Consider the following 24086-nt stretch of genomic DNA (forward strand, 5'->3'; position numbering starts at 1 on the left):
TGCGGCGGCCTACTTCATCTGGCATGCGGCGGCGAAGGGATCCTGGTAATGCGTCAGCACCGTGCCCGACAGCTTGTTCGACAGCTTGCCGCTGGCGTCCGCCTCGACCACGCGCAGGTAATAGTTCTGCACCGGGTACTGATTGCGGTTGAACTTGAAATCGCCACGCACCGACTTGAAGTCCGCACGCCGCAACGCCGGACGCAGCGCCTCGGCATCCAGCTTGCCGCCCGTCTGGCGCACCGCGCTGTCCAGCAGCATCGCCGCGTCATAACCCTGCGACGCATACAGCGACGGGCTGCGGTTGTAGGTCTTCTTGAAATCCTCGACGAACTTGCGGTTGGCCGGGTTGTCGAGTTCGGCCGCCCATTGCGCCGTATTGCGCAGGCCCTTGATCGGCGCGCCCACTGCCGCGATCGTGTCTTCATCCCCGGAAAATCCCGGCGCCAGCAGCGCGATGTCCTTGGACAGCCCCGCGCCGTTGAACTGCTTGATGAAATTCACGCCCATCCCGCCCGGCAAAAAGAAAAACACCGCGTCCGGCTTGCTGGCGCGCAGCTGCGTGATCTCCACGCCATAGTCCAGCTGGCCGAGCTGCGTATAGATCTCCTCGGCCACGCCGCCCTTGTACAGGCGCTTGAAACCGTTCAGCGACTCGCGCCCGCCCGGGTAGTCCGGCGCAATCAACGCCACGCGCTTGTACCCCTGATCGGCCGCGTACTTGCCCATCGCCGCCGGAATGTCCTCGTTCTGCCAGGCCACCGCAAAGAAATTCGGATTACAGCCCGCGCCCGCATAGTTTTCCGGGCCCGTATTGGTGCTGAGATAAATCGTGTCCGACTGCAGAATCGCCGGCATCACAGGAAGCAGCACATTCGAAAACACGATGCCCGTCATCACGTTCACGCGGTCACGCTTAAGAAGACGTTCCACCGCCTGACGCCCGGTATCCGCCTTCTGCTGGTCATCGGCCACCACCACTTCCGCCGCCAACCCGCCCAGCTTGCCGCCCGTATGCTGCAGCGCCAGATTGAAGCCGTCCCGGATCTCGTTGCCCAGCGCCGCGCCCGGCCCCGACAACGTCGTCAGCAGCCCCACCTTCACCTTGTCGGCCGCCGACGCCACACCCGGCGCGCCCACCGCAGCGCCCATGCAAACCAATGCCGCCAGCGCGCGCCGGCTCCATCCATGTCGATTCATGTGCCACCCCGTATTCGCCGCCAGTCACGCTGGCGGAAAGCTGACAGAACCCGTCTGCCGTCGGTACACGCATGCCGCCGATCCAAGTCGCCCAGCTTACGCGCCGCGGCGCCTCCATTCCAACAGGCCCGCCCACCGTGCACGCGCCTCCCGGCAAGATTAGGCCCGCGCCCACCCCGGCTCTATCCGAATTCCGCCAGGCTTATCCGGGATTCACTTAATTCCCAATGACGCGCGATTCCATTACGCTGCCCGCAGATACGGGATCGGTCCCGTCCCGGAGGCTTCCATGCACGGCTGGTCCCGACTAGAGCTGGCGCCCTTGCTGAAACGGCGCGTCTTCAGCTCCACGCAACAGGATGAGACCCGCGCCCGCGTGTCCGAAGCCCTAAAGGACCACCGCCTCACCTGGAAGGGCGGCCGCGTCGACGCCGAACTGAACCGCGGCCGCTTCGGCTCCCTCACCGTCTGTACGCTGCGCTACGGCGCCGAAGTCCACATCGAACCCGACCGCCTCCAGGACTTCATGCTGGTGCAGGTCCCCCTACGCGGCCGCGCCCGCATCGAATGCGGCGACGAAGGCGTCAACGCCGACCCCGACTGCGCCGCCGTCATCGCCCCCAACCGCCGCCTGCGGCTGCACTGGGAAGCCGGCTGCGAACAACTGCTGCTAAAGATCCCAAGAGGCAAACTGGAAGCCATGGGCCAACGCGCCTTCGGCGAAGCCGCCACCCGCCCCCTGGACTTCAGCCCCGCCCTGCGCCTGGACACCCCCATCGGCGCCGCCTGGCGCAGCATGATGGGCAGCCTGATCCACTTGCTGCCCACATTGGACGATGGCGCCCGCCGTCCGCCCGCCGCGTGGCTGGAACACCTGGAAGACACGCTGGTTTTGCACCTGCTGTACAACCAGCCGAACACGTGGCAGACCCACGCGGGCGTCCCCCACGCGGTTCCCCGACGTTTAAGCGTGGCCGAGGCGTTCATGCGCGAACGCCTGGGTGCGCCATTGACCCTGAACACCATCGCCCGCCATGCCGGGGCGAGCGCGACTGCGCTCACCCGGCTTTTTCAGGAACACCGGAATACGACGCCGATGAATGCGCTGCGGGCGTTCCGGTTGGACGCGGCGAGGAGCCGGCTGAAGACCCAGCCGGATGCGAGCGTCACGGAGGTGGCGCTGAGCGTGGGGTTTGGGCATTTGGGGAGGTTCTCGGAGTATTACCGGGAGAGGTTTGGGGAGTTGCCGAAAGAGACCCGGCGCGCGGGTGCGTAAGACTGATTCAGGTGTCCGACACCGGAATCGGTCCTACGCACCGCGCACGGTGTCAGACACCCGGCGAAGACTGCCGCAAGATGACGGCTTTCTCATGCGGGTGTCAGACACCTGAATTCGGCGGCATGCCTATAAGAAAGTGCGCAGAGGCTCGCACGGTGTCAGACACCCGGCGAAGACCGCAGCGCGATGACGGCTTTCTCAAACGGGTGTCAGACACCTGAATTCGGCGGCATGCCTATAAGAAGATGCAGAAGCGAGGGGTGTCTGACACCGGAATCAGTCTTACGCGCTCGTGGCGGGTGTCTGACACCGGAATCAGTCCTACGCGCGCAGCGCAGGCCCGTGGACGCGAGACACGGCGTAAGCCCCACCAGGCCGCCCGCGCGGCCGGCGTGGGGCGGGCACCGCAAGATGCTTCGCGCTCGAGCAATCGCAGGCAAGAACCTCAAGAACTCAATCCGCCCCGGCTCCCGACAAGTTGAAGCTGCCCGAGCCCGGCGTGGCGGCGGTCTGGGGTGCGCGGGGCGTGTAGATGCGCCCGAGGGAAACCGAAGGGAGCCGAAGGCGTACGAGGTTGACGAAGGGGCAGTCCGGAGCGAAGGCTCCGGACCGCAATCGTAGCCCCGCGCGCCCCAGACCGACGACGCGCCGGGCGTCTTAAGAACCGCATGCAAGCACCGCGCACGGTGTCAGACACCCGAACCAGTCCTACGCACGGCGCACGGTGTCAGACACCCGAACCAGTCCTACGCACCGCGCACGGTGTCAGACACCCGGCGAAGGCCGCCGCGCAATGACGACTTTCTCATACGGGTGTCAGACACCTGAAGTCATCGACATCCCGAGAAAAACCCCACCCATAAGCACCGAAGGCCCGCCGCCCTCACCCCCCGGTGCCGGCCGGGAAGCAAAAGCGGCGAACCTTCGATACACCGTCAAACCATAAAAACTACTGCGCAGGCACCACGGCGGTCACCTCGATCTCCACCTTCGCGCGATCCTCCACAAGCGCGGCCACTTCCACCGCCGTCATCGCCGGAAAATGCCGGCCGATCAACTCCCGGTAGTGCTTACCGATACCCGGATACGCCGCAACGTATTCCTTCCTATCCGTCACATACCAAGTCATCCGAACGATATGCTCAGGCTTCGCCCCGCCCTCGGCAAGAATCTGCACGATGTTCAACAGCGCCTGACGCACCTGGTCCGCGAAGTCATCGGACTCGAACTGCTGCTGCCCGTTCCATCCCACCTGTCCGCCCACGAACACAATCTTGCTGCCCACCTGCATCTCGGTCAGCACACCATTCGAATAGCCCCGGGGCGCCATCCAATCCGGCGGTTGCAGAATCTTCATAACGTCTCATCCTATTGATCAAATAAACAAACCACAGGGTGGCGCCCGCTTATGCCGCGGTTGCCAGAAAATGCTGCATGCGTTCCCGCAGATCCGCAGGCAGCGGCATCGACTTCATCGTCCGCAGATCCACCGTCACGATCGTCAGCGTCGCCGACAACCGCAACTGGCCGTCCGGCCCTTCAAACCGCACCAGCGCCTTGAACGACGCGCCACCAATGCGCTGTACAGAAAGCGTCTGCCGCAGCTTCTCGTGCCACCGGCTCGGCGCGCTGAAATCGCACGTCACCGACGCCATCGGCGTACCGATGTGCCGCTCCACATGCAGCGCATGAAACGGCAGCCCCATTCCCTTGTCGAACCACTCCTCGACGAAATCATTGATCATCTCGAAATAGCGCGGATAGAACACGATCCCCGCCGGATCGCAATGGCGGAATCGGACTTCTACCTGGCTCACGAAAGGAGCCGTCGTGATGGGTGCTGCCATGATGTTTCCTTGATGCTTGCGATGCCTATGCCATCTTGCGCAGCGCAAACCGCTGCAACTTGCCCGTCTCGGTCCGCGGCAACGTATCCACGAACTCGATCGCGCGCGGATATTTGTAGGGCGCAATATTCGCCTTCACGAACGTCTGCATCGCCGTCACCAGCTCTGCGCTTGGCGCAAACCCCGGCTTCAGCACCACAAACGCCTTCACCACCTGACCGCGCTCGTCGTCCATCGCGCCCACCACCCCGCACTCCGCCACCGCCTCATGGCGCAGCAGCGCGTCCTCGACTTCCGGACCCGCGATGTTGTAGCCCGCCGACACGATCATGTCGTCGTTGCGCGCCTGGTAGAACAGATAGCCGTCGTCATCCTGCACGAACGTATCGCCCGGCAGATTCCAGCCGTCTTGCACGAACCGGCGCTGGCGCTCGTCCGCCAGATAGCGGCAGCCCGTCGGCCCCTTGATCGCCAACCGGCCCACCGTCCCGTTCGGCACCGGCTTCATCTCATCGTCAACGATCTGCGCCACATACCCCGGCACCACGCGGCCAATCGCACCGCGGCGCACCGACTCCGGCGGGCTCGACACGAACACGTGGATCATCTCCGTGCCGCCGATGCCGTCGATCATCTCGATCCCCGTTGCGTCCTTCCAGAGCTGACGCGTCGCATCCGGCAGCGCTTCGCCCGCCGACACGCTCTTCTTCAGCGACGACAGATCGAACTTGCCCACCAGCGCCGCCATCTGGCGGTAGAAGGTCGGGGCCGTGAACACGATCGTCGCGCGGAACTCCTGGATCAGTTCCAAGAGGCTTTCCGGCGACAGCTTCTCGGCCAGCACCGTGCTCGCGCCCACTCGCAGCGGAAAGCACAACAACCCGCCCAGCCCGAATGTAAACGCCAGCGGCGGCGTGCCGCAGAAAATGTCGTCCGGCCCCGGCTTGATCACATGCTTCGGGAACAGGTCGCACATCGCCAGCACATCGCGATGAAAGTGCATGCAGCCCTTCGGCGAGCCCGTCGTGCCGCTGGTGAACGCGATCAGGCACACATCGTCCGCCGCCGTATCGCACGCCTCGAACGTGTCAGGCTTGCCGGCCGCCAGCGCGTCCAGGGCATCGGCCGCCGAATCGTTGAAGTACATCACCTGCGCCAGACCCGGGCAGTGGTTCTCGTGATCCGGCTGCGCGCAGAACTGCGCCTCGTCCTTCAGGCGCACGTCGCACAGCACCGCCTGGATCTGCGCCTTCTCGATGATCTGCTTCAGTTCCTTCGAACGCAGCAGCGGCATCGTCGGCACCGTCACCAGCCCCGCCTTGATCGCCGCCAGCCACGAGGCCGCCATCATCGGATTGTTCGGGCCGCGCAGCAGCAGGCGGTTACCCGGCACCAGCTTCATGTCCTCGGTCAGCACGCGCGCGATGCGGTTCGTCAGCGCGGCCAGTTCGCCGTAGGTCATCGTTGCCGGCTTGCCGTCCTGGCGCCAGCGCAGCGCCACGCGATCGCCGTGGCCTCGGCCGACCATCGCGTCAACCAATTCCACCGCGCAATTGAAACGCTTTGGATAGGCCACGTCGGGGCCGTCCAGCAGGAACTCAGGCCATTGTTCGCCCGGGGGCAGGTTGTCCCGGGCAAAGGTGTCGATGTGGGCGGATACTTCCATGAAAATTCCCCTTGGCTGTGCGATGCGGTTTACGTTGCAAAAAGCAGGCGCTCGATGGCCCTTTATGCCTTCAGCAATTCACGGGCGATGATCAACTTCTGCACTTCCGTGGCGCCTTCGTAGATACGCAGCGCTCTGATTTCCCTGTAAAGCTTCTCCACCGGCATCCCCGACACCACGCCAGCGCCGCCGAACATCTGCAACGCCCGGTCGATCACCGTCTGCGCCGACTCCGTCGCCGTCATCTTGGCCATCGCCGCTTCGCGCGTGGTGCGTAGCTTCTGCACGTCGCGCATCCACGCGGCGCGGTACGTCAGCAGCGCCGAGGCGTCGATGGCGGTTGCCATGTCGCCCAGCGCGGCTTGCGTCAGTTGCAGGTCGGCCAGCGTCTGGCCGAACATGCGGCGCGACTTGGCGCGCGCCAATCCTTCATCCAGCGCCCGGCGCGCAAACCCCAGCGCCGCCGCCGCCACCGACGCGCGGAAGATGTCCAGCGTCATCATGGCCAGCTTGAAACCTTGCCCCGCGTCGCCCAACCGGTGCGTCACCGGGATGCGGCAGTTGTCGAACGTGATGGTCGCCAGCGGATGCGGCGCGATCAGGTCGATACGCTCGGCCACCTCGAATCCCGGCGTGTCTGCATCCACCACGAACGCGCTGATGCCCCGCGCACCGGGAGCTTCGCCTGTGCGCGCGAACACCACATAGAAGTCCGCAATGCCGCCGTTCGAAATCCACGTCTTGGCGCCATTCAGCACATAGTGATCGCCGTCCAGCTTCGCCTCGCAGGCCAGCGCGGCAACGTCCGACCCCGCATCAGGCTCCGACAACGCAAAGGCCGCAATCGCCTCGCCGCGCGCCACGCGCGGCAGGTAATGCTGGCGCAGCGCATCCGAGCCCATCAGCGAAATCGCGCCGCTGCCCAGGCCCTGCATCGCAAACGCAAAGTCCGCCAATCCTTCATGCCGGGCAAACGTCTCGCGCAGAATGCACACCGCGCGGGAGTCGACCTCCGGCAGCGCGCCGCCCCACGCCCCGCCCGGGCCACCCGCCACCGCGTAGCGCAGCCATCCGGCCTGGCCCATGGCCTTGACCAGCTTCTTGCATGCCGCATCTGCGTCGTGATGGTCCACGTCGCCCAGCGACTGCTCGCACCAGGCGTCCACGTCATGCGCCAGCTTGCGATGCGCGTCGTCGAAAAAGGGCCAGTCCAGCCAGCTTGCGTCGCGCATCATCAATTCCCCTCGAAGACAGGCTTCTGCTTGGCCACGAAGGCCTCGTAGGCGCGGCGGAAGTCGCGCGTCTGCATGCAGATGGCCTGGGCTTCGGCTTCGGCCTCGATGGCTTCGTCCACACCCATGTTCCATTCCTGGTGCAGCAGCTTCTTGGTCACGCCGTGTGCGAAGGTCGGACCTGCGGCCAGTTGCGCCGCCAGCGTCTGCGCCGCTTCCAGCAGCTTGCCGGACTCGTGCAGCGCATTGAAAAACCCCCAGCTCGCGCCCTCGTCGGCCGTCATCGCGCGGCCGGTGTACAGTAGCTCGGAAGCACGGCCCTGACCGATCATGCGCGGCAGCAACGTGCACGCGCCCATGTCGGCCCCCGCCAGCCCCACGCGGGTAAAGAGGAACGCGGTCCGCGCGGCCGGCGTGCCCAAGCGCATATCCGACGCCAGCGCCACCATCGCCCCCGCGCCCGCGCACACGCCGTCCACGGCCGCCACGATGGGTTGCGGGCAGGCGCGCATGGCCTTGACCAGATCACCCGTCATGCGCGTGAAATCCAGCAGTTCCGGCATGCTCATCTTCGTGAGCGGGCCGATGATCTCGTGCACGTCGCCGCCCGAGCAGAAATTGCCGCCTGCGCCCGTCACCACCACCACCTTGATGTCGGTGGCATACACCAGCGACCGGAAGAAATCGCGCAGTTCCGCGTACGAATCAAACGTCAGCGGATTCTTGCGCTCGGGACGGTTCAGCGTAATGGTGCCGACCTTGCCGTCGTCCGACACCTGCCACAGGAACGTCTTCGCCTGGTAGCCGGCGATGGGACGCTTGTGATGCTTCATGGTGTGCTCTTCGGGCTGGGTGCTCATGGTGTCTCCGTTCATGAATGCTGGGTGGATGGAACGCCGGCCTCAGCCGGTCATCACTTCGCCGCCGTCGACGGCGATCGCCTGGCCGTTGATCGAAGCGGAGGCCGGCAGCGCCAGCCACGCGACCGTCTCGGCCACTTCCTCGGGCTGCACCAGGCGGCCCTGCGGGTTGCGCTCCGCCAGTTTCAGGCGGGCGGCTTCCGGCGTCATGCCGGTCTTCTCGACAATGTTGGCGACGGCGCCGCGCACGATGTCGGTCTCGGTATAGCCCGGGCAGACCGCGTTGACCGTCACGCCCTTCTGCGCCGTTTCCAGCGCCAGCGACCGGGTCAGCCCGATAACACCGTGCTTTGCAGCGCAGTAGGCGCTTACATACCCATAACCGATCAGCCCTGCGGTGCTGGCCACGTTGATCACCCGGCCCCACTTTTCCTGCAGCATTCCCGGCAACGCCGCCTGGATGCAATGGAAGGTGCCCGTCAGGTTGACGGCCAGCATCTGGTTCCACAGCGCGGCGTCCGTGCGGTCAAAACGCTGGCTGACCGCCTGCCCCGCGTTGTTCACCAGGATCAGCACCGGGCCGAACTCGGCTTCGGCCTGCGCGAAGGCCGCGCGCACCGAGGCTTCGTCGGCAATGTCCGCGCTGACCGCCTGCACCTGACCCAATCGGGCCAGCTCGTCGGTCGCGGCCTCCAGCGCGCCACCATCGCGGCCCAGCAGCGTGACGCGGGCGCCGCGCTGCATCAGCGACCGGGCGGCGGCCAGGCCGATGCCGCGGGCGCCGCCCGTCACCAGGGCGTGACGCCCGGCGAGCGGTAGCGGTTGTGCGTTCATTTGATATCCAGTTGCGCCATCGCGGCGGCGCGTTCGAAGTTGGTCTCAAGCTGGCGTTTGCCGGCGAAATACTGGCTCGGCCACGACACATCAACATAGCCCACGCGCGCCGCTTCGCGCAGCGTCCAGGAGGCGTCAGCCAAATGGGGACGTGCCAGCGCGCACAGGTCTGCACGGCCCGACGCGATGATGCCGTTGGCGTGATCCGCCTCGAAGATGGCGCCCACCGCAATCGTCGGGATGCCGGCTTCGTTGCGGACGCGGTCGGCAAACGGCGTCTGGAACATGCGGCCGTACACCGGCTTTTCTTCCTTGCTGACCTGACCGGACGAGCAATCGATCATGTCGGCGCCCGCCGCCTTGAAGTGACGCGCGATCTCGACCGCATCGTCCGCGGTGATGCCGCCCTCCACCCAATCGCTGGCCGAGATCCGCACCGACATGGGCTTGTCTTCGGGCCACACGGCGCGCACCGCATGGAACACCTCCAGCGGGAAGCGCAGCCGGTTCTCCAGGCTGCCGCCGTATTCATCCTCACGCCGATTGGTCAGCGGCGAAATAAAGCTGGACAACAGATAGCCGTGCGCGCAGTGCAGCTCCAGCCAGTCGAAGCCCGCAGCCGCCGCGCGGCGCGCCGCCGCCACGAAGTTGTCGCGCACTTCGTCCATATCCGCGCGCGTCATGGCGCGCGGCGTCTGCGACACGCCTTCGATGTACGGCAGGGCCGATGCCGACACCAGCGGCCAATTGCCCTCTGCCAGCGGATGATCGATCTTCTGCCAGCCGAGCTGCGTCGACCCCTTGCGGCCCGCATGACCCAACTGCATGCCGATGCGCGCATCGCTGTTGCCGTGCACAAAGTTCACGATGCGGGCAAACGCCTGCTGCTGCTCGTCGTTCCACAGCCCCGGGCACCCCGGCGTGATGCGGCCATCGGGCGACACGCAGGTCATTTCCACCATCACCAAGCCGGCGCCACCCATGGCGCGCGCGCCCAGGTGAACCAGATGGAAATCTCCCGGCACGCCGTCCGTGCACGAATACATGGCCATCGGCGACACCAGGATGCGATTCTTCAGCCGCACGCCGCGCACCTGATAAGGCGTCAGCATCGGAATCGCCGGACGCCGGCCCTCGGGCGTGGCCGCGCCAGCGCGTTCCGCGATCCAGCGCTCAAAGCCTTCCAGCCAGGCCGGATCGCGCAGGCGCAGGTTCTCGTGCGAAATGCGCTGCGAACGGGTCAGCAACGAATACGCGAACTGCTCGGGCTCCAGGTCGGCGTAGCGCTCGACGTTCTCAAACCATTCGGTGGAGTTGCGGGCGGCGTTCTGGATCTTCAGCACCTCGACGCTACGCACTTCCTCGTAATGATGCAGCCCGGCCTCGACGCTGCCTTCCGCGCCGCTCAGGCAACGCGCCAGCTCGATCGCGTCTTCCAGCGCCAGCTTGGTGCCCGATCCGATGGAGAAGTGCGCGGTGTGCGCGGCATCGCCCATCAGCACGACCGGCACGCGGCGCTCGCCACGGGCGGTGTCCAGCTTGTTCCAGTGGACCCACGTATTGCAGATGACGCGCGGGAAACGGATCCAGATCGCCGAACCACGCAGGTGCGACGCATTGCTGATCAGCGGATTGCCGTCCAGCCAGGACGCAAACAACTTCTCGCAATAGGCGATGCCCTCTTCCTGGCTCATCTGCTCGATGCCGGCAGCCTGCCAGGTTTCCTCCGGCGTCTCGACGATAAACGTCGACATGCCGTCCTCGTACCGGTAAGCATGCGCCTGGAACCAGCCGTGCTCGGTCTGCACGAACGCAAAGGTGAAGGCATCGAACACCTTCTTGGTGCCCAGCCACACGAAGCGGCAGCGGCGCTGGTCGATGTCGGGATGGAACGTATCGGCGTACCGGGTGCGGATCTGGCTGTTGATGCCGTCCGAGGCAATGACCAGATCGGCGTCGTACTCGCGGGCGATGGCCTGGTCGTCCTGGACGAAGTTCTCGAACACGAGCTTCACGCCCACGTCTTCGCAACGCGCCTGCAGGATGTTCAGGAGCTTCTTGCGCCCAATGCCGATGAAGCCGTGGCCGCTGCTGCGGATGCTGCGTCCCTTGAAATGGATGTCGATGTCATCCCAATGGTTGAACGCATCGCCAATGGTTTGCGCCGAGACGGGATCGGCCTCACGCAAATTCTGCATGGTGGCGTCGGAGAAGACCACGCCCCAGCCAAAAGTGTCATACGGACGGTTGCGTTCGATGACGGTGACTTCGTTGGCGGGGTTCTGCAGTTTCATGAGCAGACCGAAATACAGGCCGGCGGGACCGCCGCCGATGCAGACTATCTTCATTGCCGTATACGCTCCAAGTACGCGACAGTCGCTCTGTGGTGCTGGAGCGGAAGCCGCAGATATTTAGGTCTGGATAGTTTAGGCTTGAAATATATATCGGAAGTGGTGGGTGTGCAAATGAGGGAAAGTATTTAGTGATGCTGGAGGGGGACGGGGAAATGGGGACGATTGGAGTGCGTGTGTTGGGGCGGGGTTGGGCGTGAATGGCTGTGTGCGACTAGGTGTGAGGCGCGTGGCGTCGAGGCGGCATTGACTGTGGCTCTGGTTGGCTGTGGCTTTGGTTGGGCGGTTTCTGCGTTCTTCTCCCGCCCCTCGGCACGGGCATCAGGGGGCCGAGCGCCCACGATTGCGGTCCGGAGCCTTCGCTCCGGACTCCCCCGTCGTCATCTTCGTCCGCCTTCGGCTCCCTTCAGATTCCCTCGGGCGCATCGACGGCGCTCGGCCCCCTGATGCCCGCACCGAGGAGCTGCGGTGTGCATGATTCGGGGCGCTGCTAGAGCCGTGGTCAGGGACGAGTCTTGCGGGGCCCGCCGAGTCGCGGCCGCGCGGGCGGCCACGATCGGCATACGCGTTGTGGGTCGTCGTGGAGGTAGACGCTTGCGCGCTTGCGGGGAGTGGGGTTCTAAAGCTCCAGCATCACCGTGGGGAGGGCCGTGATGGGCGGCGCGGCGACGGTTCGCCACAGCCTGCCGACCGGTTCGCGCCGCCCATCGGGCACGTGAGTTCAAGTGACGATGAATGGCGGCCGGAGTGCTTCATGGTGTCTGACACCCGATTTAGTCTTACGAGTCCACTGGTGTCTGACACCCAAACGCTACCTACTCGCGAAGCGTCATCACCACGCCGCAAGACGCCGCGTAAGTCTCCGGAGGCCGCCCGCGCGGCCGAACGGAGACGGGCACCGCAAGATGCTCCGAGCCCGAAAGGAACTGCGCAAAAATGCCAAGCACGCCGACCGCCCCCGCTGCCTGAAAACTCGAATTGCCAGAGTCCGGTGCGGTGGCGTCCCGGGGTGCGCGGGGCGTCGATAAGCCCGAGGGAATCTGAAGGGAGCCGAAGGCGGACGAAGATGACGACGGGGAAGTCCGGAGCGAAGGCTCCGGACCGCAATCGTGGCCCCGCGCGCCCCGGGACGCCACCGTGCCGGACGCCTCAAGAACTCAACCCGGCAAACGAAGCGAACCAATCACCCCCGAGCCCGCAACCACTCCTCAAGATCCCCCGCAGGCAACGGCGGCGAAAACAGAAACCCCTGCCCCGCAGCACACCCTTGCTCGATCAGAAACCGCCGCTGCTCTTCGTTCTCAACGCCCTCAGCCACAACCGGCAGACTCAAGCTCTCCCCGATCCGGATCACAGCACTGGTCAACGCCCGAGCCGCATCATCGCTCTCCAACCCTTGCACGAAACTGCGATCCAGCTTCAGTTCGTCAACGATCAGGCGCCGCAAATGCCCCAGGCTGGAATAACCAGTCCCGAAGTCATCCATCGACAGCCGTACGCCCAACCGATGCAGTTCAGCAATCGTGCGCAACGTCCCAGCCGTGGCATCCAGAACCACGCCCTCGGTAATCTCCAGCATCAAATCCGCAGGCGCCAACCCGAACTCAGCCAACGTCGCCGCAATCATCCGCGGCAGGTTCAGATTGTGGAAATTCGTCGCCGACAGGTTCACCGACACCGAAGGCACTCGCAGACCGTTATTGCGCCAGATCGCCAATTGCGAGCAGGCCTCGCGCAACGCCCAGTCGCCCAGATCTCCGATCAGCCCACACTCTTCCGCCAGCGGCACGAAGCGCGCCGGCGAAATATCCCCCAGCGTCGGATGGCGCCAACGTGCAAGCGCCTCCACCCCATACAGGCTGCCGTTCTTCAAGCCAACCTGCGGCTGGTAATGCAAACGCAACGCCTTCGCTTCCAACGCATCCCGCAGCGCCGCTTCCAGCGCCAACCGCTCCTGCGCCTGACGATTCATCTCCGCGCTAAAGAACGAAATGCGATTGCGCCCTGCTGTCTTCGCCTGGTACATCGCCATGTCCGCATGGCGCAGCAACGTATCCATATCCCGGCCGTTCTCCGGGAACACGCTGATGCCGATGCTCACCGACGGATTCAGCGTAATGCCGCCCACCGAGAACGGCTGCGCCAGCGCCACCAGGATGTGTTCCGCCGCCGCAGTCAGGCGACCATGTTCGAACTCCGGCATCAGCATCACGAACTCGTCGCCGGAAAGGCGGCCCACGATATCCGTCGCCCGCGCCAACCGGCGCAGACGCTGCGCCACATCCCGCAGCAGCGCGTCCCCGATCGGGTGGCCCAGCGTATCGTTCACCTGCTTGAAGCGGTCCAGATCCAGGAACAGCACCGCCACCCGCTTGCGCTCCGGCTCCGCCCGCGCGATCGCCTGTTCCGCCTGCGCCAGCAACAGATTGCGGTTCGGCAGTCCCGTCAGTTCGTCATAAAACGCCAATTGCCGGATGCGCGCGCGCGCTTCCTCGCGTTCCAGCGCCAGCGCGCACAGGTATACACACACGTCCACCAGACGGTGATGGAAATCATCAGGCAGCCGGCGTTCCCGGAAATAGAAACCGAACGTCCCGATCACCCGGCCATCGCTCGACTTGATCGGCGACGACCAGCACGCCTTGTACTCTTCCGGCAGCGGCAGATGGCGGTAATCGTCCCACAGCGGGTCTGTTGCAATGTCCGGCACGATCACCGGACGACCCAGAAACGCCGCCGTGCCGCAGGCGCCCACCTGCGGGCCGATCGGCACGCCTTCCAGCGCGTCCGAATAGCCCTGCGGCAGGCTCGGCGCCGCCAGCGGGCGCAACAGGCCCGCGTCGTCCACGCGAACCACCGACGCCGCCACTTCCGGCGCCAGGCGTTCCACCTCGCGGCACACCATGTTCATGACCTCGACCACCGAGGCCTCGTTCACCATCGCTTGCAGCACCCGGCGCTGCAGCACCTCGTGCACCTTCGTTGGCGTAATGTCCGTCAGCACGTCCACGATGTTGACCAGCGTCCCGCGCTCGTCGAACACCGAGTTGGCCATCACCGACACCCACAGCGGCTTGCCGCCGCGGTCATAGACCAGCACGTCCTTGTGGTAGCCCTCGCGACAGGCCACGCGGCGGTGCAGTTCCTCGCGCGTGCCGCCGTCCGCGCGGCCGCCGGAGAGCAGTTCGCCCAGATCCTGGTCCAGCGCATCGCTACGGGAAAAGCCGAGCATCCGCTGAAAGCCGTCGTTCACGTAGACGATGCGGCCATCGGAACCCGACACCGCCACCGCGTTGCCCGTTTCGTTGATGCCCAGCATCAGCAGGCGGATTTCTTCCTGGCGTTCCGCGTCCGCGATCGACTTGCGCGAAATCACCGTCACGCGGCCCACCTCGCCCGCGTCGTTCAGCAGCGGCAGGTAGGTCGCCTCGATCCACAGCGAGCAGCCATCCTTCTTGCGGTAGCGGCAGGTGCCCGAAAAGTGCTGGCCGCGGCGCAGCCGGTCCCAAACCTGTTCGCCGCTGCGCGTACCCTTGCCTTCGTCCATGCTGTCGCACAGCAGCTCGTGGCGCAGGGTCAGCGCCTCTTCGCGGGTGTAACCCACCGCGGCCAGGAAATTGGTATTGCCGTTCAACAAGGAGCCGGCCGCGTCGAAATCGAACAGCAGCAAAGCACGGTCCATCGACGTCAGATAATTGCCCACATGCCACGCGGCGCCTTGGGGGTTCGACTGCGAACCGCCAAGATGAGAATCAAGCATAAGGGGCTCCAACCCGGATAACAGCTGTTCCGGTTTCATTCAGCGCCTCGGAAAACCAAGGGCGACGCGATCGCGTCCGTCCTGCTTGGCCAGATACAACGCCTGATCCGCCCGGCTGAGCGTCTCCGAAAACGTTTCGCCCAACTGGTGATACGCCATGCCGATACTGACCGTCAGCCGCAGGACTTCGTCGCCGGCCGGCATCGCCAGCCCCCGCACGTCGCTGACCAGGCGGTCCATGACCGCCTGCGCCGCGTCCGGGTCCGTGTGGGGCAGCAGCACGAGGAATTCCTCGCCGCCCCAGCGGCCGCACAGATCGTATTCGCGCAGGCTTTCGCCCAGCACGCCCGCCAGTTCGACCAGGGCGCGGTCGCCCGTCTCGTGACCGAATCGGTCGTTCACGGCCTTGAAGTGATCCACGTCCAGCATCGCGACGACAAAGCTGTCGCCGCTGCGCGCGGCGCGCTGGACTTCCTGCTTGATCATTTCCATCAGCGCGCGGCGGTTCAACAGGCCCGTCAGGGGGTCGCGGCTGGACGTTTCCTCGAGCGCGCGGTTCAGGTCGCGCATCATGTTCTGGTAGTGATCCGAAATCCGCGCGATGCGGGTCAGGCGGCGCAGTTGGCGGTCGAACTGGTCGCACAGGCCCAGTTCACGTTCGTGCGCCATGCTTTGATAGGCGTCCGAAAGCTGCGTGACGCGCTGAATGCGCGCCATCTGTTCCTCGGTGTGCCGCCAGAGCGCTTCCAGCGCGTCGCGCAGCGGATGGCCGGCATGCGCCGGATCCGCCAGCAGCTCGGCGATACGCTGATCCAGTTCGGCGGCGCCCGGTTTCATTGGCGGCCAACCACCGAGAACGGGAACGTGCAGTCTTCCTTGAACTCTTCGGCCAGTTCGCCCACGCGCTCGTTGCGCATGTCGTAGAACCAGGTCACGCCGACCTCGCGGCCCTTGCGGTGCGCGGCCTCGAGCACATCGAAGATGTCCATCACGGACTTGATGCTGCTGGTGTTCAGGTACAGCAGTTCCAGCTCAAGCTTGAGCGGCGCGTCGCGGTCCTGCAGGTACGTCTCGACCCATTCAATGACCGGGCCGAACAGTTCGAAGGAATTCTCGGGATAGGAGTCGCCGCGCATCGCCAGCACGCCGACGGCAGCGTCGGCGGTGATGGCGGGCGTGGACTGGGTCCCGGGAATGTTCAGGTCTTTCATCAAATACTCCGAAAATAATCCTGTTGAGCGCGCGTCCTCAGACCACCACGCTCAGGCTGAAGAAGGCCTTGCCCGGCTGTGCAGCGGGGGTCAGGCTGGCTTCCAGCGGCGCGCCGGCGCGGCGCGCGATGTCAATGAGGCCCAGGCCCGCGCCCGACGCGACGCCCTGCGTACGCGGCTTGTGCAGTTGGGCCTTGTATTCGGCTTTCAGGGCCGGCTTGTCCAGCGCGGCCAGTTCCTGGATGCGGGCGACCAGGCTGTGGCCGTCTTCCGCGCTGACCAGATTGCCCGCCGACACCACATAGCGGCTTTCGTCGCGGCGGCCGATCACCACCGTGGCGGAGGCGTCCGCGTCGCCGTTCTGCGCGGCGTACTGGCGGATGTTCTGGATCATCTCGATGTAGACCGAAAACACGTCCATGGCTTCAGCGGGCCGGACGTGCTCGGCGTTCAGGTAGTTCTTCAGCGCATTGCCGATTTCCTCGATCAGGCTGCGCGAGATCGGCCCGTTGAAACACAGCAACGTGCGGTTCTGGTCGAATCGCGCGCCCAACGCGTAAAGATCGGAGGCATTCATGGAGGGTACCGCCTTGATAACGATTATTCGAAACGGAAAGACAGCAAGGTGATGTCGTCGCGCTGGGGCCGGCCACCTTGGTACTCGGCGAGCGCCTGGCTGAACGCGGCCGCCTGTTCGGTTAACGGCCGGCGGGCGTGCGTCTTGAGCATGTCCGCAAAGCGCGTATTGCCAAAGCCGAACCCGTGCTCGCCGCCCGCCTGATCCAGAAAGCCGTCGGTCGCCAGGTAATACGTCCAGCCCGGCTCCATCTGCAACGTGTTGTTCTCGTAAACCCCCATACGCTTGTCGCCCAGCGCACGCCGGCCGCCGGGAACCTCGTGCAGGTTTTCGCCGTCACTTGCGTACAGGCTGATCTTCGCGCCTGCGTACAGCAGCCTGCCGGCTTGCCGGTCAATATATACCAGCCCCGCATCGGTATTGGTCGCCAGGGCCCGGGGCAGTTGCGCGTCGGCCAGCATGGCCCGGATGGCGTTGTCGGTACGCGTCAGAATGCCCGCGGGATCGCCGGGTCCAACCTCGGTGATCGCCAGATCGATTGCCGCACGCGCCAGCATCGTCATCAGCGCGCCGGGCACGCCGTGGCCCGCGCAGTCCATGATGCCCAGCAGGCAGTTGGCGCCGTCCTCGCGGAACACGTAGAAATCGCCGCCAACCACATCACGCGGCTTCCACAGCACGAAATGGTGGGCGCCCAGCGACTGCGTCAGCTGGCGGTCCGGCAGGATCGCGCGCTGGATCAGGCTGGCGTAGTCGATGGAGTCGCCGATCTTCTTGTGCGCCGCGGCCATGGCGCGGTTGGCGTCTTCCAGTTCCGAGGTGCGTTCGCGCACCTTGGTTTCCAGCTCGGCCGTGTGCTTGCGGACCTTGTCGGCCATCACGCCGAACGCGCGGCTCAGGTCGCCGATCTCGTCCTGGCCGCCCGGCGGCAGGCGCACGTCGTAGCTGCCGTCGGCGATTGCCCGCGCGGACTGCTGCAGGCGGCGCAAGGGGCGCAGCATCAGGCGCTCGATGGCGTAGCCGAAGCACAGCAGCATCGCGGCAAACAGCAGCACCAGGCCGATGGCCGCCGGCCACAGCCAGCCGGTGTCCAGCACCCGGGCCGCGCCCAGGTCGACCACGGTCAGGACGTGCCAGTGCAGCTCCGGCATGTACGCCACCGACACCAGCTGGCGCACGCCGTCCATCTTGACCCAGGCCGACTGCACCGACTGCGGATCCGCCTGCGCGGCATGCATGGCCGACAGCAGCTCGGCGCGGCCTTCGCCCTGATCCAGCAGGCTGAAGACCATGCCCTTGCCGCCCGCCCCGCCCGCGCCCGAGTTGTAGGCGATCAGCGCGGGGTTCATGTGCACCTGGATCGCGCCTTCCTCGTCCACGATGATGGGCGTGACCCCGGGCTGGCCGCTGTTCACGAATTCCTTCAGGAACCCGCCCACGTCCAGACCGGCCCCCGTCAGGCCCATGACCGTCTCGCCGTCGCGGATCTGTACGTTGATCCAGACCTTTGTGGTCTTGAGCTTCAGGTCCGGGTTGACGTTGATGTTGTAGCGGGCGGGCGACTTGATCGTGGCGTAGAACCAGCCGTCGTCGGCCGCGCTGGGGCTGAGCGTGTAGCGCGGCGTCTCCGACAGCGGCTTGTCGTCGTTGAAGTAGTAGTTGCCGGAACTGGCGCTGGCGATGAAGTACGCGCCGCCGAGCAGATCGCGCCGGTAGCCGTCGGCCTCGCGGAAGAACAGCTCGCGCGCGGCGGGATCGTTTTCATTGCGGAGCCAGCGGCGCGTGACTTCGCTGTCGGCCAGGCGCTGCGACAGCGCCAGTTCGCGCGACACCGGCGCCAGGATGCGCTGGCGGTTCAGTTGCGTGAAGTTGTCGGAAAAGGCGCGGCCAAAGTGCTCGCGGACGCCGTCCAGCACCTGCCAGCCAATCAGCGCGGCCGGCGCCAAGGCGACCAGGCACGCCAACAGCAGCGCCATCAGTGATTTCCTGCGCAATCCCCATTTCGCCATGCAAAGTCTTCCTGACAACTTGATGCGATGCCACGCGCGAAAAAGGGGACGCAGATAGGACGCGCTGACCTTACGAGGCGCCGTACCCGTTGCTTCGCCCCGCCTTTTGAGCCATGAGCCTGAACGCCGGCGCCCCGTGCGGGCAACCGGCGCGGCTAGTGTAGATGCCAGGGGGGTTTATTGATACAGGTGCAAACGTCTGGATGCGTTCGAGACACCTTAAGTTTCACCGCAGCAATATATATCGTGATTTATTGCGTTTTATATCAGCGGCTGTTACGTCTGGCAGGTCCGATTTGCAGCTTTATTACTACACGTTGGCTAGACGCCCAGATAGCGTTCCCAGAGGCTGCGGTCGGCGTCCAGGGCTTGCGAGTTGCCGGTCCACACCACTTTGCCGCGTTCCAGGATGACATGGCGATCGGCCAGGCTAAGTAACCTTTCGACATATTTGTCGATCACCAGGATGGTCTGGCCGGCCCGACGCAGACGCGCCAGGCAGTTCCAGATCTCTTCCCGGATTTTCGGTGCGAGCCCTTCGGTGGCTTCGTCCAGAATCAGCAGCCGGGGGTTGGTCACCAGCGCGCGGCCAATGGCCAGCATCTGCTGCTCACCGCCCGACAACTGGTTGCCCATGTTTCGGGCGCGTTCAGCCAGCCGGGGGAAGAGTTCGAAGACGCGATCGGGCGTCCACGGTTCGCCGATCTCCGGGTTGCGCCCAGCCACGAAGGCCGTCAGGTGTTCGCGCACCGTCAGATTGGGAAAGCACTGACGCCCTTCCGGGACGATGGCGACGCCGGCCCGCGCGATGCGGTCCGGACTCCATCCGCTGATGTCCTGCCCCGCGAAATGGATCTTGCCGCCGCGCAGCGGCAACTGGCCGAACAGCGTGCGCAGCAGCGTCGTCTTGCCCATGCCGTTGCGGCCCAGCAGCGTCACGACCTGCCCCGCGCCGATCTCCAGGTCCACGCCAAACAGCACCTGGCTGGCGCCGTAGCCGCTCTTGGCTGATTCGATGGTCAGCATCATGCGGTCTCCTCGTCGCCCAGGTAGGCCTGGCGCACTTCGGGGTTGGCGCGGATTTCATCCGGCGTGCCCGAGGCAATCACCCGCCCGTACACCAGCACGGACAGGCGGTCGGCCAGACGGAACACCGCCTGCATGTCGTGTTCAACCAGCAGCATGGCGGCGCGTCCCCGCAAGGATTCGATCAGTTCGGTCAGGCGGACGGTCTCGTCGGGCCCCATGCCTGCCATGGGTTCGTCCAACAGCAGCACCTTGGGCCGGGCGGCAAGCGCCAGCGCGAATTCCACCTTGCGCTGCTCGCCGTGCGGCAGCGTGCCCGCGGCGCGGTCCAGCAGGCTGGCATCGATGGCGCATTCGCGCGCCAGTTCGCGCGCCTGTTCGTACAGGGCGGATTCCGCGGCGCGCGGCTTCCAGAAGCGGAAGCTGCTGCCGGCGTGGGCCTGCACGGCAAGCACCAGGTTATCCAGCACGCTGGACTGCTTGAAGATGTTGGTGATCTGATAGGACCGCGACAGGCCCGCGGCCACGCGCTGGTGCGCGTTCATTGCGGTGACGTCGCGGCCGTCGACTTCCAGCGTGCCGGCGTCGGCGGACAGCGTGCCCGACAGCAGGTGGATCAACGTGGACTTGCCCGCGCCGTTGGGGCCGATCAGGGCATGGATCTCGCCCGGCGCCAGCGACAGCGATACGTTGTCGGTGGCCACCAGCGCACCAAAGCGCCGGACCAATCCGCGCGCCTGCATGGCGTGTGTCCCGCCTGCGGTGAGGCCAGTCGTGGCTCCAGTCGTGGCATTCATCGGATTGCTCATGAGCCCACCTTGCCAGATTGCGGCGCCGTGCGCCCGCTGAACAGCGGCCCGAACAGGCCGACCAGGCCGCGCGGCGCGCCAAACACCACGCAGAGCAGCAGCACGCCCAAAGGCAGGTGCCAGTATTCGGTCCACAGGCGCAGCACTTCTTCCAGCGTCAGCATCACGACCGCACCGGCCACGCCGCCATAGCGCAGGCCGATGCCGCCCACCAGCACCATGATCAGCAGATTGGCCGACTGGGTCCAATGCATCAGGCTGGGCGAAATGAAGAGATTGTGGTTGGCCAGCAGCGCGCCGGCCAGCCCGGCCGCCGCGCCGCTCAGCGTGAACGCCATCAGCTTGATGCGGTACACGGGATAGCCCATGGACTCCATACGCGATTCGTTCTCGCGGATGCCCTGCAGCGCCATGCCGAAGCGCGAGGCGACGACGTGACCGAAGGCCCACATCAGCAGCGCGAACAGGGCCAGCACCAGGTAATAGAAGCTGACATCGTGGGCCAGGTCGATGCCCGGCAGGGTGGAATATCCCGGCAGATTCAGGCCATCCTCACCGCCGTACTGGCGCAGCGAGATGAAGATGTAGAACAGCATCTGCGCGAACGCCAGCGTGATCATGATGAAGTACACGCCTCGTGTGCGCAGCGAGATCGCGCCCGTGATGCAGGCCAGCACGCCCGCCAGCAGCATGGCCACCGGCCAGGACACCAGCGCGGACGTGACGCCCGACATGGACAGGATGCCCACCGCATAGGCGCCCGCGCCGAAGAACGCCGCGTGACCCAAGGCCACCATGCCGCCATACCCCAGGATGAGGTTCAGGCTGGTTGCCGCCAGCGCGTAGATCAGCACGCGCCGCACGAAGGAAATGTAGAAGTCCAGGCCCAGCATGGGCGCGACCAGCGGGAACACCGCCAGCGCGGCCAGCAGGACCACGGTCCAGATCTTGGTTTTCATGGTCAGCCCCGCGCCGGAAAGAGGCCAGAGGGCCGGAACACCAGCACTGCCGCCATCAACACGTAGATGGCGATGGCCGCGAGCGTCGGACCGACGCTGGAGGCCACGGCCGGCGAAAACACCTGGCGCAGCAGCATCGGCAGGAACGCCCGGCCGGCGGTGTCGACCATGCCGACCAGAAGCGCGCCCACGAAGGCGCCCCGGATCGAGCCGATGCCGCCGATGACGATGCACACCAGCACCAGGATCAGGATTTCTTCGCCCATGCCCACCTGCACCGAGGTGATCGGCCCCAGCAGCGCACCCGCCACTGCGGCCAGCATGGCGCCCAGCACGAACACGCCCAGGAACAGCAGCGGCACGCGCACGCCCATCAGCGTGGCCATCTGGCGGTTCGACGCCCCGGCGCGCACCAGCACGCCGGCACGGGTCCGCGTCACGAACCAGTACAGGCCCGCGGCCGCGGCCACGCCGAAGACGATGATCATCAGGCGGTAGGCGGGATACATCAGGTCGGGCAACAGGCGCACGGGACCGGACAGCATCGCGGGCATGTTCAGCATGACCGGCGCCGGACCCCAGATCATCTTGACCAGGTCATTGGCGATAAGGATGACGGCGTAGGTGCCCAGCACCTGGGCCAGGTGGTCGCGCAGCGCCAGGCGGCGGATGAGCGAGAGCTCCAGCACGATGCCGACGATGCCGGTGGCAACCGCCGCCACAAGAACCGCGGCGGTGAACGAGCCGGTGCGTTGCATGGTTTCGGCGGCGACATAGGCGCCAGCCATATAGAGCGAGCCGTGAGCCAGATTCATGATGTCCATGATCCCGAACACCAGGGTCAGCCCGGCCGCAATCAGAAACAACATCAACCCAAACTGCAGACCGTTCAGCAATTGCTCGACGATCAGCGTAAACGTCATGAAAACTTCCCCCTTGCCGCGCGCCGCCGATGGGCCCCGCGATCAATTCACCAAAGCTATCCCACCTGCATCAGCGACGCATCCCCGCGCCCAAGCCGCCGCCCCCAATCGGGGTCGCGCGGATCCGGCTTCGCCGGTCCGCTGCGACGCCCCCTGGGGGGAAGCGCGCAGCGCTTCGGGGGGATCAGAGCTTGCAGTCGCCTACGTACACGTCCTGGTACTTGTCGAACACCTTGCCCACCAGCTTGTTGGTGATGCGGCCGCTGCCGTCTTTCTCGACGACGCGCAGGTAGTAGGCCTGGATCGGGTAGTGGTTCTTGCCGTAGGTGAAGCTGCCGCGCACCGAGGGATAGTCGGCCTTTTCCAGCGCCTTCACGATGGCTTCACGGTCGGTGGCCTTGCCGCCGGCCTGCTTGACGGCGGCGTCCATGGCCATGATCACGTCGTACGCCTGGGCGGCGTACACCGACGGGTAACGGCCGTTGTATTCCTTGCGGAAAGCCTCGACGAAGGCCTTGTTCTGCGGCACGTCCAGGTCATGCGCCCATTGCGCCGTGTTGTACATGCCCAGCATGGGGTCGCCCACGGCCTGTATCACGTCCTCGTCGGCCGAGAAGCCCGGGCCGATCAGCTTGACGTTCTGCGACAGGCCGGCGGACACGAACTGCTTGACGAAGTTGATGCCCATGCCGCCCGGCAGGAAGATGTAGACGGCGTCCGGCTTGGCGGCGCGGATCTGCGCGATCTCGGCGGCGTAGTCGATCTGGCCGAGCTTGGTGTAGACCTCGTCGCCCGGGGCGGTCTTGTAGCCGCGCTTGAAGCCGGTCAGCGCATCCTTGCCGGCCGGGTAGTCCGGGGCCATGATGAACATCTTCTTGAAGCCGCGGTCGGCCGCGACCTTGCCGGCCGCTTCGTGGAAGGCGTCGTTCTGGTACGACGTGCCGAACCAATAGTTGTTGCACTGGGCGCCGGCGAACTGGCTGGGGCCGGGGTTGTTGGACAGGTAGGGCACCTTCGCGGCGAACAGCGCGGGGCCGACGGCCAGCGCCACGTTCGAGCCGATGGGCCCCGTGAAGAAGTCGACCTTTTCGCGCTGGATGTAGCGCGTGACGAGCTGGCGGGCCTGGTCCGGATTGCCGCCCATGTCGGTTTGCAGGAATTCCGCGGGCTGGCCGCCCAGCTTGCTGCCCAGTTGCTTGATGGCCAGGTTGAAGCCGTCGCGGGCTTCGGCGCCCAGCGCCGAGAACGGGCCCGAGATGTCGTTGGCGATGCCGACCTTGACGGTGTCGGCCTGTGCCAGGGCCGGAATCAGGGCGGCGGCAGCCAGGAAGGAAGTGATCAAACGCATGGTGGTGTGCTCCGTGCGCGAGCCCGCGCAGAGGGTGTTCTTTTTGAAAGTGCGATGCGAAAGACTTCTATGCCCGGGCCGTTGGCGCCAATGTCGTCACCGTCAGGTCCAAGCCTGCAGAACGGATTGCTCTGCAACGCCCCAATTCCCTCATGCAGCACAGGGAAAACTGGCGTGGTTCATAGTTTAGGTTTA

19 protein-coding genes are annotated in these 24086 nt (G+C 65.4%); 1 reads left to right on the forward strand and 18 read right to left on the reverse strand.

All coding sequences use genetic code 11. The annotated features are described in order from the left end of the window. Window positions 1-9 precede the first annotated feature (9 nt). Window positions 10-1200, reverse strand: a complete 1191-nt coding sequence (locus tag B3098_RS28485; protein ID WP_286900738.1) for an ABC transporter substrate-binding protein — start codon at window positions 1198-1200, stop codon at window positions 10-12. Between the two features lie 289 nt (window positions 1201-1489). On the opposite strand from B3098_RS28485, the gene B3098_RS28490 reads away from it, so the two are divergent. Next, complete coding sequence (locus B3098_RS28490) at window positions 1490-2476, forward strand: AraC family transcriptional regulator (RefSeq protein WP_286900739.1); 987 nt, start codon at window positions 1490-1492, stop codon at window positions 2474-2476. A gap of 952 nt (window positions 2477-3428) precedes the next feature. On the opposite strand, the gene B3098_RS28495 is transcribed toward B3098_RS28490, so the two are convergent. From B3098_RS28495 to B3098_RS28575, 17 genes are all read right to left on the reverse strand, one after another. After that, complete coding sequence (locus B3098_RS28495; RefSeq protein WP_175125933.1) at window positions 3429-3836, reverse strand: RidA family protein; 408 nt, start codon at window positions 3834-3836, stop codon at window positions 3429-3431. A 49-nt stretch (window positions 3837-3885) separates the two neighbouring features. Beyond that, window positions 3886-4326 (reverse strand): acyl-CoA thioesterase, encoded by a 441-nt coding sequence (locus tag B3098_RS28500; protein ID WP_191578240.1) that lies wholly within the window; start codon window positions 4324-4326, stop codon window positions 3886-3888. A gap of 25 nt (window positions 4327-4351) precedes the next feature. After that, window positions 4352-5992, reverse strand: a complete 1641-nt coding sequence (locus tag B3098_RS28505; RefSeq protein ID WP_279975160.1) for an AMP-binding protein — start codon at window positions 5990-5992, stop codon at window positions 4352-4354. Window positions 5993-6054: 62 nt separating this feature from the next. After that, complete coding sequence (locus B3098_RS28510) at window positions 6055-7224, reverse strand: acyl-CoA dehydrogenase family protein (protein WP_191578247.1); 1170 nt, start codon at window positions 7222-7224, stop codon at window positions 6055-6057. Window positions 7225-7226: 2 nt separating this feature from the next. Further along, window positions 7227-8084 (reverse strand): enoyl-CoA hydratase family protein, encoded by an 858-nt coding sequence (locus tag B3098_RS28515; RefSeq protein ID WP_286900743.1) that lies wholly within the window; start codon window positions 8082-8084, stop codon window positions 7227-7229. A gap of 42 nt (window positions 8085-8126) precedes the next feature. Continuing rightward, window positions 8127-8918, reverse strand: a complete 792-nt coding sequence (locus B3098_RS28520; RefSeq protein WP_286900744.1) for an SDR family NAD(P)-dependent oxidoreductase — start codon at window positions 8916-8918, stop codon at window positions 8127-8129. Continuing rightward, window positions 8915-11266, reverse strand: a complete 2352-nt coding sequence (locus tag B3098_RS28525; RefSeq protein ID WP_286900746.1) for a bifunctional salicylyl-CoA 5-hydroxylase/oxidoreductase — start codon at window positions 11264-11266, stop codon at window positions 8915-8917. The genes B3098_RS28520 and B3098_RS28525 overlap by 4 nt, the downstream gene beginning before the upstream one ends. Window positions 11267-12452: 1186 nt before the next feature. Next, window positions 12453-15029: a sensor domain-containing protein gene (locus tag B3098_RS28530; RefSeq protein WP_286900748.1), complete on the reverse strand. Its 2577-nt coding sequence runs from the start codon at window positions 15027-15029 to the stop codon at window positions 12453-12455. 39 nt (window positions 15030-15068) lie between these two features. Then, the gene (siaD, locus tag B3098_RS28535) at window positions 15069-15866 is read right to left on the reverse strand and encodes a biofilm regulation diguanylate cyclase SiaD (protein WP_175125940.1); all 798 of its coding nucleotides are present in this window, start codon (window positions 15864-15866) and stop codon (window positions 15069-15071) included. Next, entirely contained in the window at window positions 15863-16240 is a 378-nt protein-coding gene (siaC, locus tag B3098_RS28540) for a biofilm regulation phosphoprotein SiaC (RefSeq protein WP_286900751.1), read from the reverse strand. The genes siaD and siaC overlap by 4 nt, the downstream gene beginning before the upstream one ends. Before the next feature lie 37 nt (window positions 16241-16277). Further along, complete coding sequence (gene siaB, locus B3098_RS28545; RefSeq protein ID WP_056564586.1) at window positions 16278-16817, reverse strand: biofilm regulation protein kinase SiaB; 540 nt, start codon at window positions 16815-16817, stop codon at window positions 16278-16280. A 23-nt stretch (window positions 16818-16840) separates the two neighbouring features. Then, window positions 16841-18826, reverse strand: a complete 1986-nt coding sequence (gene siaA / locus B3098_RS28550) for a biofilm regulation protein phosphatase SiaA (RefSeq protein ID WP_286900754.1) — start codon at window positions 18824-18826, stop codon at window positions 16841-16843. Window positions 18827-19147: 321 nt separating this feature from the next. Continuing rightward, complete coding sequence (locus B3098_RS28555) at window positions 19148-19852, reverse strand: ABC transporter ATP-binding protein (RefSeq protein WP_286900875.1); 705 nt, start codon at window positions 19850-19852, stop codon at window positions 19148-19150. Continuing rightward, window positions 19852-20649: an ABC transporter ATP-binding protein gene (locus B3098_RS28560; RefSeq protein ID WP_286900877.1), complete on the reverse strand. Its 798-nt coding sequence runs from the start codon at window positions 20647-20649 to the stop codon at window positions 19852-19854. Before B3098_RS28560 ends, B3098_RS28555 begins: the two co-directional genes overlap by 1 nt. Window positions 20650-20657: 8 nt before the next feature. After that, window positions 20658-21620 carry a branched-chain amino acid ABC transporter permease gene (locus B3098_RS28565; RefSeq protein WP_191579458.1) on the reverse strand — a complete coding sequence of 321 codons (963 nt, stop codon included), beginning with the start codon at window positions 21618-21620 and terminating at the stop codon, window positions 20658-20660. Between the two features lie 2 nt (window positions 21621-21622). Then, a complete protein-coding gene (locus B3098_RS28570) occupies window positions 21623-22543 on the reverse strand; it encodes a branched-chain amino acid ABC transporter permease (protein WP_063953921.1) in 921 nt (306 codons plus the stop codon). A gap of 184 nt (window positions 22544-22727) precedes the next feature. After that, complete coding sequence (locus B3098_RS28575) at window positions 22728-23891, reverse strand: ABC transporter substrate-binding protein (RefSeq protein ID WP_286900757.1); 1164 nt, start codon at window positions 23889-23891, stop codon at window positions 22728-22730. Window positions 23892-24086 lie beyond the last annotated feature (195 nt).

Origin of the sequence: Achromobacter sp. UBA2119 (assembly GCF_002331005.1) — a bacterium.
In the GTDB taxonomy this organism is placed as follows: domain Bacteria; phylum Pseudomonadota; class Gammaproteobacteria; order Burkholderiales; family Burkholderiaceae_B; genus Achromobacter; species Achromobacter animicus.